Origin of the sequence: Dehalogenimonas sp. W, from assembly GCF_037094495.1 — a bacterium.
GTDB classification, from domain to species: domain Bacteria; phylum Chloroflexota; class Dehalococcoidia; order Dehalococcoidales; family Dehalococcoidaceae; genus Dehalogenimonas; species Dehalogenimonas loeffleri.
This window is the reverse complement of record NZ_CP146612.1, coordinates 1,600,854-1,613,959: the sequence shown is the minus strand read 5'-3', so window position 1 is coordinate 1,613,959 and position 13,106 is coordinate 1,600,854. Positions and strand designations below refer to the sequence as shown.

Annotated in this window: 12 protein-coding genes; 5 read left to right on the top strand and 7 right to left on the bottom strand. The window is 48.7% G+C overall.

What is annotated here, in order from left to right; translation table 11 throughout:
* Positions 1-9 precede the first annotated feature (9 nt).
* Both tig and V8247_RS08310 read left to right on the top strand, forming a co-directional pair.
* Positions 10-1,425 (top strand): trigger factor, encoded by a 1,416-nt coding sequence (gene tig, locus V8247_RS08315; protein WP_338737388.1) that lies wholly within the window; start codon positions 10-12, stop codon positions 1,423-1,425.
* Positions 1,425-2,039, top strand: coding sequence for an ATP-dependent Clp protease proteolytic subunit (locus V8247_RS08310; protein WP_338737387.1), 615 nt, complete (start codon positions 1,425-1,427; stop codon positions 2,037-2,039). The genes tig and V8247_RS08310 overlap by 1 nt, the downstream gene beginning before the upstream one ends.
* Here the strand turns inward: V8247_RS08310 and V8247_RS08305 are convergent.
* Genes V8247_RS08305 through dprA form a run of 7 tightly spaced genes read right to left on the bottom strand, consistent with a single transcriptional unit; the run spans position 2,032 to position 9,800 of the window.
* Positions 2,032-3,024, bottom strand: a complete 993-nt coding sequence (locus V8247_RS08305; RefSeq protein WP_338737386.1) for a carbohydrate kinase family protein — start codon at positions 3,022-3,024, stop codon at positions 2,032-2,034. The two genes, V8247_RS08310 and V8247_RS08305, sit on opposite strands and share 8 nt — an antisense overlap.
* Positions 3,011-3,847, bottom strand: a complete 837-nt coding sequence (locus tag V8247_RS08300; RefSeq protein ID WP_338737385.1) for a formyltransferase family protein — start codon at positions 3,845-3,847, stop codon at positions 3,011-3,013. Before V8247_RS08300 ends, V8247_RS08305 begins: the two co-directional genes overlap by 14 nt.
* Positions 3,848-4,510, bottom strand: coding sequence for a PHP domain-containing protein (locus V8247_RS08295; protein ID WP_338737384.1), 663 nt, complete (start codon positions 4,508-4,510; stop codon positions 3,848-3,850).
* A gap of 12 nt (positions 4,511-4,522) precedes the next feature.
* Positions 4,523-5,587: a Xaa-Pro peptidase family protein gene (locus V8247_RS08290; RefSeq protein ID WP_338737383.1), complete on the bottom strand. Its 1,065-nt coding sequence runs from the start codon at positions 5,585-5,587 to the stop codon at positions 4,523-4,525.
* An 8-nt stretch (positions 5,588-5,595) separates the two neighbouring features.
* A complete protein-coding gene (gene xerA / locus V8247_RS08285; protein ID WP_338737382.1) occupies positions 5,596-6,573 on the bottom strand; it encodes a site-specific tyrosine recombinase/integron integrase in 978 nt (325 codons plus the stop codon).
* Positions 6,551-8,680 carry a type I DNA topoisomerase gene (gene topA, locus V8247_RS08280; RefSeq protein ID WP_338737381.1) on the bottom strand — a complete coding sequence of 710 codons (2,130 nt, stop codon included), beginning with the start codon at positions 8,678-8,680 and terminating at the stop codon, positions 6,551-6,553. The genes xerA and topA overlap by 23 nt, the downstream gene beginning before the upstream one ends.
* 25 nt (positions 8,681-8,705) lie before the next feature.
* Complete coding sequence (dprA, locus tag V8247_RS08275) at positions 8,706-9,800, bottom strand: DNA-processing protein DprA (RefSeq protein ID WP_338737380.1); 1,095 nt, start codon at positions 9,798-9,800, stop codon at positions 8,706-8,708.
* A 109-nt stretch (positions 9,801-9,909) separates the two neighbouring features.
* Between dprA and lysA the strand changes: the two genes are divergently transcribed.
* From lysA to V8247_RS08260, 3 genes are read left to right on the top strand one after another with little or no spacing between them, the layout of a single operon-like run.
* Entirely contained in the window at positions 9,910-11,217 is a 1,308-nt protein-coding gene (gene lysA / locus V8247_RS08270; RefSeq protein WP_338737379.1) for a diaminopimelate decarboxylase, read from the top strand.
* On the top strand, positions 11,217-12,254 hold the full coding sequence (gene holB, locus V8247_RS08265) for a DNA polymerase III subunit delta' (protein WP_338737378.1): 1,038 nt from the start codon (positions 11,217-11,219) through the stop codon (positions 12,252-12,254). Before lysA ends, holB begins: the two co-directional genes overlap by 1 nt.
* Positions 12,247-13,098, top strand: coding sequence for a regulatory iron-sulfur-containing complex subunit RicT (locus V8247_RS08260; RefSeq protein ID WP_338737377.1), 852 nt, complete (start codon positions 12,247-12,249; stop codon positions 13,096-13,098). The genes holB and V8247_RS08260 overlap by 8 nt, the downstream gene beginning before the upstream one ends.
* Positions 13,099-13,106: the final 8 nt, after the last annotated feature.

Sequence of the window (13,106 nt, the reverse complement as noted above, 5' to 3'; positions counted from 1 at the left end):
GAGGTATTGATGAAAGTCACCGAAACAACGATTGAAGGTTGCCAGGCATTGCTCACCATTGAGCTGGACACCGCGGACATGCAGGAAGCCATGGAAAACGCCTATCAGAGGCTGGTGAAAAAGACCGAAGTCCCGGGTTTCCGCAAAGGTAAAACGCCCCGGCCGATTCTGGAGCGTTATATTGGCAAGGACCGGCTTATTGAAGAGTCTCTGGATGAGGTCTTACCCAAAGCCTGTTCAGCCGCCATTAAAGAACAGGATCTAAAAAGCTTCGGCACACCCGGAGTTGAGATTCTGCAGAACGACCCGGTTATTTTTAAGGCCAAAGTGCCGCTGCCGCCCAAGGTTGAGCTTGGTGATTATAAAAGCATCCGGTTATCTCCTGAACCGGTGGAGGTGTCGGTAGAAATCATTACCAATATGATCCGGCAGATACGCCACGAAAAAGCCACCTGGGAACCTGTTGAGCGGCCGGTAAAAGACGGGGACCTGGCCGTCATGGATATGGAAAGCAATATTGACGGAACCCCTTTTGTTAACCAAAAAGGCGTCCAAATCGGTATCAATCTGGAGTCAGGTTATCCGGCCCCGGGTTTTTCCGAAGCGCTTATCGGGCTTAAAGCCGGTGATGAAAAAGAATTCAAGCTCAGGTACCCCGATGACTTCGCCAAACCGGAACTGGCCGGCAAGGAACCTGAATTTAAGATTAAAGTGCATGAAGTCAAGGAAGAGAATATGCCGCCGGAGGATGATGAATTCGCTAAATCAATCGACGTAGCTGAAATTCAAACCTTTGCCGAACTCAAAGAACGGATGACCGACAACTATCGCAAACAGCTTGAAAACAGTGCCGAAGGCAAATTTGAGTCAAAGCTGGTTGACGAACTGGTTAAGGTCAGCACGGCTGAGTTCCCGTCCAATCTGGTGGACATGGAATATGAACGTCTGGTGAATCAGCAGCTGGATCGCTGGCAGCAACAGGTGGGTTCCGAGGAAGAATACCGGGAATTACTTGCCCGGGTTAATCCGGAAGACCTTGCCCGGCAGCTGCGCCCCCAGGCTGAGGAACGGGTCCGCCGCTCTTTGATTTTGGGACAACTCGCCACGGCTGAAGCCATTGAAGTTACCGAAGAAGAGATAAACGCCGAGATTGAAGTGATGCTGTCCGGCATCCCTGAGGATCAGCGCGAAGCCCAGCGTCCGGGATTTGAAGGGCCGGAAGCCCGTGATGAGATTAATCAAATTATTTTGTCCCGCAAGACCATGGCCCGTTTGAAAGAACTGGCCGGGCAGGACGCCGGCGAAACGCCTGAAGCCGGTGACGTCAAAAAACCGGTCAAAGCCGCGGCTAAAAAAGCTCCGGCCAAAAAAACCGTTAAGAAAACCGAAAAAGCGGTAGAGGAAAAAGAGGAGGCAACCGAATAATGACTATGAATCCATCCAACATAATCCCGATGGTAATTGAAAGCAGTTCCCGCGGGGAACGGTCTTTTGATATTTATTCCCTGCTGCTCAGAGAGAGAATTATATTCCTGGGCAGCGAAATCAATGATCAGGTCGCCAATACCATCATTGCCCAATTGCTGTTTCTTGACCGGGAAGACCCGGACAAGGATATTCACCTGTACATCCATTCACCCGGCGGCGTGATCTCGGCCGGTCTGGCGATCTACGATACCATGCAGCTGATTCGTCCGGCGGTGTCCACGATCTGTGTCGGCATGGCCGCCAGCATGGCAACTGTCCTGCTTTGCGCCGGGGCCAAGGGCAAACGCTTTGCCCTGCCTAATTCCACCATCCATATGCATCAGGCCCTCGGCGGCGCCCGGGGTCAGGCGTCTGATATTGTGATTCAGGCCAAGGAAATCACCCGTCTTCAGGACATCATCCGGGATATTCTGGCCGCCAGAACCGGACAGACACTGGATAAAATCATCCACGATACCGACCGGGATTACTACCTGAACCCCATTCAGGCCCAGGAATACGGTCTGATAGATGATATTCTCAAGAAACCGGAAGACAAGCCGGCTAAATAATCAACTCTTCTCGGTGTATCTGGAAGAAACGCTCCGTAAGTTCACGGGGGTCAGGGAGAGAATCCCTGGCCCCCGGAGTTTTGAGACAGAATTGAGCCACGATATCCCCGATAAAGCCGCACTCATCAATGCCTTTGTTTTTGACCATCCCAAAGATAAACCCCGCGGCAAAGGCATCCTGGGCACCGGTTATCTCAACGATATTCGGCCATTTACGAATTGCTGACTCTATCATGCATTCGTACTCATGATTGCAGATAAACGTGGAAACACAGGCGGCTTTGCCTTTTTTCCGAATCTTCCGGGTTTCTTCACCGCAGCTTAAAAACACCGCCACCGCCTGGGCTCCCAGATTACGGCAAATCCTCATGGCGCTTTTAAAATTCTTGCCGGTCAGCCGTTCAATGGCTGTTTTGCCGGCAAATACCACCGCTGAGCGGCCAATCAGAGGCGCGTAAGCCTTGATGCCCCAGGCGGCTTCGCGTTCCGAGATCATCAGACTGAGGCGGACTTCGGGGGCGACACGGGCAATAACCTCACCCAGGGCGGTCAACTGTGACGCGGAGGCTAAACCGGCAATATGAACCACCGAGGCCTGGGCCAAAAAAGAGGCGAGCCTTTCATCGGGAACCCAGGTATTGCCGGCGTCGTAACAATGGTAAGCAGTACTTGCGGTATTCTGATCGTACACGATAATGGCTTTGTCGGTAGCAGACCCGTCGCGAACAGCCACCAGGGAGGTATCTATGCCGGCCCGCCGGATATCATCCAACATCAGGCCACCGGCTGTATCTGCCCCTACAGCGCCGCTGACGCCGCATTTCAAACCCAGCCGTGCGAGGCTGAATATGGTATTAATTGCCGGACCGCCGGAAGCAGTGGCAATCAGTCGGGCAGGGCGCTCCGCGCCGGCATAATCATCGTCAAGCCCATAGATCTCATCCTGCCGAAAACCGCCCAGGCCGATTACTTCAAGCGGCTCCATCAAGTTCAGCTTTCACCAGCCGGTCAATTTGTTCGCTCAGGTCATATCCGGTGGTCAGCACCCCCTGGGTATCGTATATCTGACCGTCGCTAATATTCAGGATGCCGTCACTGAAAGCCTTTACGGTGCTGACGATGAGCGGCAATTCCCGAACGGCGCCATGCCGCCTGATTTCCCGGAATAACCGGTTATGTTCGCCTTCGCCGGCTTTGATGTCGTCGCTGCACAAACCCTCGTTGTCACGCCAGTACTGGTCAAACTGATAGGCATGACGAATCGGAAAGCGACAGTAACTGACCACCGGTCCCTGATCCAGTTCCGGAGTCACCAGATGCGTCATTACACCTGAAGAACTGGCTCCGGCGTTGATCAGGTGCCAGATTACTTCCTGCCAGGTGCCGGAGGGACCGTCAGGAGCCGCCGGATGCAGGTTAACCATATTGTACCGGGTACACATTTCCGGGCCGACTATCAGCATATATCCGGCCAGCATGTTAAGATCAGGTTTGGGGAAATCAGCTAACAGCCGCATCACTTCCCGGTCATAACCCAGGCGCCACTCGGGAAAACCGGTTTCATCCTCAGATGCTTTCTGGTGGGCCCGCCGATAACGTTTATAGGAGTAGCACACCACGGGAATTTGGTAAGAACCAGCCAGCTCAATAAACTTATCTGTTTCCGTTGACTCTCCGGGTTCCCGGCTGACAAACGCAAAGCTGATTCTGGCTTTAACTTCACCGGACTCAATGCTTTTTTGCACCGCCGTTAAGAGATTGCGGGAACCGGGCCCTTTGGCCGTAGAGAACCAACCGATTGAGTACATCTAACGCCCCGTGATGTTCTTTTTAATTTTCCGCGCGATACTGCTGACATGGACAAAGGGACTGCGGTTGCGTCCGTAAATCCGGGCTTTCCTTAAGGCTTCCAGAAATTGGGCTTTATTATTAAAATCAGCCATCTCCAGATAAACGCTGCCGATTTCCTCCGCACTGTGCGCGTCGCTGCCGGCTCCCGGCAACAGCCGCTGACTTTCGGCAAATTTTCGGGCTTGCCGAATGCTGGAGTTAAATACATAACGGGCGTTAACCGTTTCCAGAATATCCACTTTATGCGCTTCCGCCAATTGCTCCAGGACACGGCTGTCAAGCGCTGAACTGCGCACCGGGTCAAAGGGATGCGGAATACATACCAGTCCGTCCTGTTCTCTGATGGCTTTGATCGTTTCATCTACGGAGAAACCTGAAGGTATGGTTTCTTTCAGAAACATACCCATAATTTCACCATGCGGGGTCAGTATCTCCTCGGCCACGATAACCTTCACCGGCGGGCCGGTTTTAATATAGTCCAGCGCACCCTCAACGGTGCCGTGATCAGCAATAGCGATCGCGCCCAAGCCAAGCACCCGGCATCGGTCGGTCAATTCTTCAAAAGTAGTATTGGCGTCCGGTGAGTAAAACGTATGAATATGCAGGTCAACCTTGATCAAATCGCAGCCTTTCTATTTCGCCAACGTGGACAGTTGCTTGATTTTACCATATTCAAGAAGCACATCATCTTCAATCCGAATCCCGCCCCAGCCGGGAATATACAGACCAGGCTCAACAGTAAAAATCATCCCGTCCGTCAGCCGGGACTCACCGGCAGTACTGACTCGGGGAAGCTCATGCACAGCCAGGCCAATTCCATGTCCCAAACCATGCCCGAATTCCTGACCGTAACCGGCCTTGTCTATAATATCCCGGGCAAAGGCATCGGCTTCAACACCACTGTGACCACTGGAAATATTGGCGATAGCCTGGGTCTGAGCCTCCAGCACCAGGCGGTACAACTCTTCAAAACGCGGGCTTTTTTCACCCAGCCAGAAAGTCCGGGTCAGGTCCCCGCAATATTTATTAAGCCTGACACCTAAATCCACCACGATGGGCTCGTTCTTTTGAATCGGACGTTCACTGGGCTGAGCATGCGGCATGGCTGATGCTGCGCCACCGGCAACGATAATCGGAAATGCGAGTTCGCCTCCGGCGTGGCGAATATATTTCTCTATTTGCCAGGCGGCTTCTTTTTCGCTGATTCCCGGTTTGATGACCTCCTCCGATGCAAATAACATCGCCCGTTCGGTCGCTTTGACAGCCGCGGTTACCAGACTGATTTCTTTGGCATCCTTGATCATGCGTAACATCTCTATGGCATCGCTGGTGTGAATGGCCTCAACAGCCGGCTGCAAATCGGACAAAACCCCACTGATATTCCGATAATCGGCCATGCTCAGGAAATTAGCCTCCAGGCCTAACTTACTGATACTCGCCCCATGTAATAATTCCGGCAGCCAATTTTTCAACTTCCCCTGTATTTGGAAAATCTCAAATCCCGGAGCCTGCAATTTTGCTTGTTCCACGTAGCGGAAATCCACCGCGAATACCATCCGGTTGCTGGTTATCAACAGATAACCAGACGACCCGTCAAAGCCGGAAAGATAATACCGATTATCCGGTTGCGCAATCAGCATGCCGTCAACGCCTAACGCTGAAAACTCCTGGCGGAGCCTGGTGAGTCTTTCTGTCATATGTGACCTCAAGTTTTTTCTTCTTTCGCCAGAGGATGTGATGCCAGATAAACTTTACGTGCGTGGCTCCGGGATACATGCGTATATATTTGTGTGGTGGATAAACTGGCGTGCCCGAGCAATTCCTGGACGACTCTCAAGTCAGCCCCCCCATCAAGCATATGGGTCGCGAAACTATGCCGCAATAAATGTGGGTGAACTTCCTGCCGGATACCTGCTGATTTGGCATACTTCAGCATCTGCTTTTGAATCCATCTGGCTGTGAGTCGGGTGCCATGGTAATTCACGAATAAAGCCGTATCAGTTTTCTTGTCTTTCATCAGCAGGGGCCGTCCGGATTTGATATACCGGTTAATCGCATCCACCGCCGGTTTGCCAATCAGTACCAGGCGCTCTTTATTTCCCTTGCCGGTAACTCTGAGCTCCCGGCTGTAAAGGTCTATCTGATTATCCTGAAGGCTGACAAGTTCACTGACGCGTAATCCTGCGGCGTAGATAAGCTCCATAATTGCCCGATCGCGAAGTCCTAAAGGCGTAGCAGGGTCGGGAGCTTCCAGCAACCGCTGCATTTCATCTTCTGTAAGAAAAGAAGGCAGCCTTTTATCAAGCTTGATGGAAAATGCCGATAATCTGCCACCGTGTTTTCGGGCTACCGGCATCGGGCTTTCACTGATCATTTCTTCCCTCAACAAAAACCGGTACAGCGATCTGATGGCCGATAGTTTCCGCCCAACGGAGTTTTTAGCCACTCCTTGTTCCAGGAGCCAGGCGATATAACCCCGAATAACATATTTATCTACACCGGTTGGGAAATCCACGCTGATAGATGATAGATACTGAAAAAAGCCTTTGGGCTTTCCATGCTCATAGTTACCGATAATATCGTTCAGATAATTTCTAACTGTCCTGGGAGAAAGGTTTAACTCTGTCTGCAGGTGGGAAACATATTCATCTATATAATTTTCAGGTAACGGCGTTGTTGTCATCTTTCTTTTTCGCTTTGTACCCGCATTTGGCATCCGTACACTTAACCTGATCATCGCGATACTCGGCCAATAAACCACCGCACTGGGGGCATGGTGTTGGCAAGGGCTTTGCATTCATGGCAAATTTATGTTTCGGAAATGCGGCGCAACCGTAAAATATCTTGCCTTTTTTTGTATATCGCCCGATAATTTCAGCTTGTTCTGGACAACCCGGACAAAGGACGCCGGTATGAATCCGGAATGACTGTCTGAATTGACATGAAGGACACTCCATGTATTTACCGTAGCGACCTACTTTTATTAAAAGTTTGTCCTGTTTACATTGAGGACACTCTTCTTCAGAAGTCTCTATCGGCGGAGGAACTTTTTCTAATTGTTCCCTGGCAGCCAAGAGGTCTTTTGCAAAGGGGATGTAAAAATCCCTGACCACATTTACCCAGTCGTAGCCGTCCTCAGCCACTTTGTCCAATTTATTTTCCATCTGTGCGGTAAAACCGGTGTCAATTACCTCAGGAAACTGTTGCACCAGGATATCCCGGATCAATATTCCCAATTCAGTCGGCTTAAAAACACCTCTTTGCTTTTCCACATAATCTCTTTGCTGTACAACTGAAAGAATAGGTGCATAAGTACTTGGTCTCCCAATGCCGTGCTGTTCCAGCATTTTTACCAGCGTCGCCTCGGTGTAACGCGGAGGAGGCTGAGTAAAATGCTGTTCATCAAGAATACGGAGAAGTTTCAACGGGTCTTTTTCAACGAGTTTAGGCAGTTTAGGCACCTTCTGCTCTTCATCTTCATCTTTGCCTTCGGTGTAAAGCGCCATGAATCCTGGAAACACACTGTCTGAACTCTGCGCCCTGAAAGTATACTTAGTCCCGGAGTGCGTTTTGCCGGCTTCAATATCAATCGTAATATTCTCAAATTTGGCAGATGCCATTTGACTGGCTACCATTCTTTGCCAGATTAGTTGGTAAAGTTTAAATTGATTTGACTCTAAATATTGTTTTATCTTTCCCGGTTCGCGTTTGATACTAGTTGGGCGTATGGCTTCATGAGCCTCCTGGGCTCCTTTCACTTTACCTGCAAATTGGCGTGTCTTCTGCGGGAGATAATCATGTCCGTATTTATCTAAAATGTAGTCTCTGGTTTCCGAAATGGCAGATTGCGCTACATGAGTTGAGTCAGTACGCATATAGGTTATTAAACCGGTACTGTCCTCGGGTCCCAGTGGCAATCCTTCATACAATTGTTGAGCTAGTGCCATGGTCTGTTTAGCTGAAAATCTCAGTTTACGCCAGGCTTCCTGTTGCAGAGTACTGGTGATAAAAGGCGCGGCTGGTTCCCTCGGTGCAGTTTTCGTAGTAACTTTTCCGACTGCAAATACCGCGGGTTTTAAATCAGCGATGAGATCTCCCGCAGCGCGTTGGTCTGAAATGGTAATTTTTTTCTTCTCACCTGCACCGATGAGTATTGCTTTGAAACTAGAAGCAGCTTTTACGGCCTCTTTAGTAAATTCAGCTTCAATCGTCCAATACTCAACCGGTACAAACGCATCTATTTCACGTTCGCGGTCCACAATTATACGCAAGGCAACCGATTGCACACGACCAGCGGAAAGGCCCCGCCGGACTTTCTGCCACAGTAAAGGAGACAGGTTGTATCCAACCAGACGATCAAGAATTCGCCTCGCTTGTTGAGCATTGATCAAATTCATATTGAGATCCCGCGGCGACTTAAATGCCTGCTCAATGGCATCTTTGGTTATTTCATGAAAGACTACCCGCCGGTAGGGGGTGTTGACGGCCTTAATAGCCTCAACCAAATGCCAGGCAATGGCTTCTCCTTCACGATCAGGGTCAGTCGCCAGGATTATTGAGGTCGAGTTCTTTGCCGCTTCCCTAAGTTCCTTTAAAACGGCGGATTTCACCCGCATATTTATGTATTGCGGGGTGAAATCGTTATCAACGTCAACACCGATTTTACTTTTAGGTAAATCCCGGATATGACCCAGTGACGCTTTCAGCGTATAGCCAGAACCTAAGAATCTGCCTAAAGTCCTGGCTTTGGCCGGTGATTCAACAATGACAAGTTTTTTACTTTTAACCATAAGCTGTTTGAATTATTGACTCCTTTTATTTTCCGAACAGAGCATAATGCATGCCTCCACACTGCCGAACTAATCCTTTGAGTTCCATGACGGCTAAAGTACTGCTAACCAGAGAGATGGACATTCCGGAAGCCCGGCAGACTTCGTCAATATGTTTCGCTTCCGGCGAAAGGTTACTCAAAATAAGCGTTTCAGCCTCATTCTCCGGTACTATCTCTTTAAAATCAAGCTGGCTGATAACCGACCGCAAATTAAGTTCACCCAGTATGTCGGCGGCCTCTCTGACCAACTTCGCGCCTTGCTGTATTAATTTGTTAGTGCCTCGGCTTTGAGCCGATAAAATACTTCCAGGGACTGCGAACACTTCCCGATTCTGCTCCAGTGCAAATTCAGCTGTTATACTGGCTCCACTGGAATTGCCGGCTTCAGTGACCAACGTGCCAAGCGTCAAACCGGAAATAATGCGGTTTCTCCTGGGAAAGTTTTCGGCCTTCGGACCGGAATTAATTGGATATTCACTGATAAGAGCGCCGCTTTCCACAATTCGCTTGGCCAATTCACGGTTTTCTGAGGGATAAACTACGTTAATTCCACTACCTAAAACGGCAAGTGTGCGGCCATTATTCTTCAACGCCGTCTGGTGAGCCAGTGTATCAACACCTCTTGCCAGACCACTGCATATTGTAAGTCCGCAACCAGCAAGATTTGCCGTCAGTTCTTCAGTAACCTGCCGGCCGTAGATTGTCGGTTTGCGTGTTCCCACAATTGCGATCGATATTGCATCGGAAGGTTCCAAGGTGCCTTTAACATAAAGTATTATCGGGTGCTCATAAATTTCTTTGAGTCGCTCAGGATAGCCACTGTCGGCAGGTATCAGCACTTCAACCCCTGATTCGTTGGCTTTCTCTAATTCACGTTCCGGCTCTATTTTAGGTCGCCAGGAAGCGATAGACTGAACCGTTGCTGTGTCTAATCCAACTTTGGAAAACTCTTCAATATTTGCGCGCCATGCTTCATATAAATTACCAAAATAGTTTTCCAATAAAGCTATCCGTGCACGACCAACACCTGGAATCATGCTGAAACCGATATGCCAGGCTTTATTACTATAATTATTCAAAGTGTTGCAATTCTAGCATAGCAAGTTTAACGCGACAAAAGGTAACCACCTTCCATTTTGAAACGTAGGTAACTTTGACTACATCGTGTCTGCTTGCTATGATGAACTTATGAAACAACCATCTAAAATATTTCCTATCAGCTCATCTATTTCTGATGAAGGTCATTTGACCATAAGCGGATACGATACCGTTACCCTGGCCGCAGAGTACGGCACTCCATTATATGTATTCTCGGAAGAAGACATCAGGGGACGTTGCCGAGAGTTTGCTACCGAATTCCACCGAAATGGTCATCATACAAGAATTGTGTTTGCCGGCAAGGCGTTGCTGAATATTGCTATTCTCAAAATCATCGCTGAAGCAGGGTTGGGCTTGGATACCGTGTCTGGTGGTGAGCTTGAGATTGCATCTGCCGCCGAGTTTCCTATGGAAAAAGTATACCTGCATGGGAACAATAAATCTGACAGCGAGCTTGAATTAGCTCTTGAAAAAGGGGTCGGGCGGATTGTCATTGATAATCCTGGGGAAATGTTCCGCTTGAATCGCCTTGCTGAAGACCGGGGGGCCAAACCGAAAATTTTATTTCGGATAAGGCCAGGCATCGACCCTCATACCCATGCTAAGATTTCTACTGGAAATATTGATTCTAAATTCGGTTTTAGCCTTAATGAAGCGATGGTCTCAGTCCCCCAGGCGATGGCTTTGAAAAATGTTGAGATAGTGGGATTTCACTATCATATTGGATCACAGATATTTGAGATCCAGCCATTCCTTGATGCCATGACGACAACCTTAGAGTTCATTTCAGAAATGCAAAAGGTGCATGGCTTCGTAACACAAGAACTTGATGCCGGCGGAGGTTTCGCAGTTCAATACCTGTCAGACCAGAAACCGCCGGATATCGGCGTTTATGCCGAAGCTATTTTAGGCCACTTTGACAATGAGTGCGGTCGATTGAAAATTGTACCCCCAGGTTTAACCATTGAGCCGGGCAGGGGATTGATCGCCCGGGCTGCGGTCGCTTTATATACAGTTGGCGTTATCAAGGAAATACCCGAGATAAGAAATTATGTTTGCGTTGACGGCGGGATGGCTGATAATATCCGACCTTCTTTGTATGGTGCCGCATATGAGCCTTACCTGGCCAATCGGATGAATGAAACCCCGGATAAGGTTTATACGGTTGCGGGACGTTATTGCGAATCCGGAGACATCCTAGCAACTGACATTGAATTGCCCGCGGTCAAATCCGGGGACGTCATCGTTGTGCCCGTTTGCGGGGCTTATTGCCTCCCTATGGCATCAAACTACAACGGTTCGCTCAAACCTGCGGTAGTGATGGTCCATAAAGGCCAGGCGAGATTGATCCGACGCCGGGAAGTAATGGCTGACTTATTACGATGTGATATCAATTGATGAATAGCACCTGGGGGCTTATCGGACTTGATAATCCAATAAAATACCTGTCACGAGCGATTGAGAACGGAGAAATATTTCAAGCGTATATTTTCAACGGCCCGGAGCATAGCGGGAAACATACGCTGGCCCTTAAGTTTGCTCAAGCATTGAATTGTGTAGAAAATAATCCACCATGTGGAACATGCGAGTCATGCCGCCGCATTATTGAGAACCTTCACCCCGACATCCAAATAACTGAAATTGCTACTGACACCGCTGACATAAAAGCAAAAACAAGTATTACGGTGGAACAGATAAGAGACATCAATCACGCAGCATCGCTTCCGCCTTATGAAAGTCAATATCGGGTGTTCATCATTGAACAAGCCGAAAAGATGACAATATCAGCCGCAAATGCATTTTTAAAAACTTTGGAAGAACCGGCCGCTCACCTAGTGTTTATTCTAATTACTACTAATTTAGCTGGGCTACCGGAAACTGTTCGTTCTCGTTGTCAGATATTGAATATAGGGCTGGCAAAGGAACACGATATCAGGGATTTGTTGATTCAGAATCACGACACGCCTACGGAACAGGCAGATTTACTGTCACGCCTTTGCCAAGGACGAGCCGGATGGGCTGTCAGTGCTATTGACGATATTAGCATACTACAGCAACGAGAAAGTGATCTGGATGCATTTGTTAAACTGTTGCCGGCTGATTACAAAATTAGATTTGACTCCGCAAATCAAATAGCTGGGTTAATGGCCGCAAAACGAGAAGACGTGTATAGTATGTTGGCGAGTTGGGGCAGTTTCTGCAGAGATATTTTGCTCTGTAAACTTAACATAACAGACTCTGTCGTGAATCTGACGCACTTTAACGCTGCCAATTACCTGGCCGCACAGTTTGAAACAGACGAAGTCTGCCATTTACTCCAGTCTATCGTAAAGACCAGCAAGTTTTTGGGATTAAATGCGAATCCAAAACTTACACTCGAGTCCTTAATGTTAGAATTACCACTTTCAGGAGGGCCAATTAACCATTATGCCTGACGTTGTTGATATTAGATTTAAAAAGGCCGGCAAAGCCTATACTTTTGATTGTGCAGAGTTTACCCTCAAACAGGGTGATTTAGCTGTTGTTGAAACGGTGAGGGGGTTAGAGGTAGGTAAAGTAATCGCCGTGCGAGCCCAAGAAGGTGAAACTCAACTGGAAAGTCCTTTAAAACCAGTAATCAGGCTTGCCACCGATGAAGATATGACACACAAGCATCATATATGCCAGTCTGAGTCTCAGGCTTTAGAGGCGTGTCGGGAACAGGTAAGCCGGTTGAATCTTCCCATGAAATGCCTCGGAGCCGAATATAATCTTGATGAGTCTCATGTAACCATATTTTTCAGCGCCGAAGGTCGAATTGATTTTCGTGAGTTGGTCAGGGAGTTAGGCCGGCAGTTGCATGTGCGGGTTGAGTTACGGCAAATTGGCCCACGGGATGAAGCGAAATTACTCGGAGGGTTCGGTCGTTGTGGTCGGGAATTCTGTTGTTCTAGCTATCTATCTGAATTTGAACCGGTATCTATTAAGATGGCCAAAGAACAAAATTTACCCTTAAACCCATTAAAAATATCTGGAGTTTGTGGTCGACTATTGTGTTGCTTGGGTCATGAGTACGAAGTGTATCGTCAGTTAAATCAGGAGCGTGCTGCCTGTGCTTGTCAGGCAATAGAGGCCAAACCGATGCCGGTTCAACCCAGCAGGAGACCGGTTAGGACGGCAGAGCCCGAAAAAGATTTACCTAATATCACCGACGATGACAACACGCTTGACATAATTGTCTCCCCGTTAAAAGAACCAGAGGCTACGCGGCCGCCGCGCAGACGAAGAAGAAAACGCTAAGGGATTTA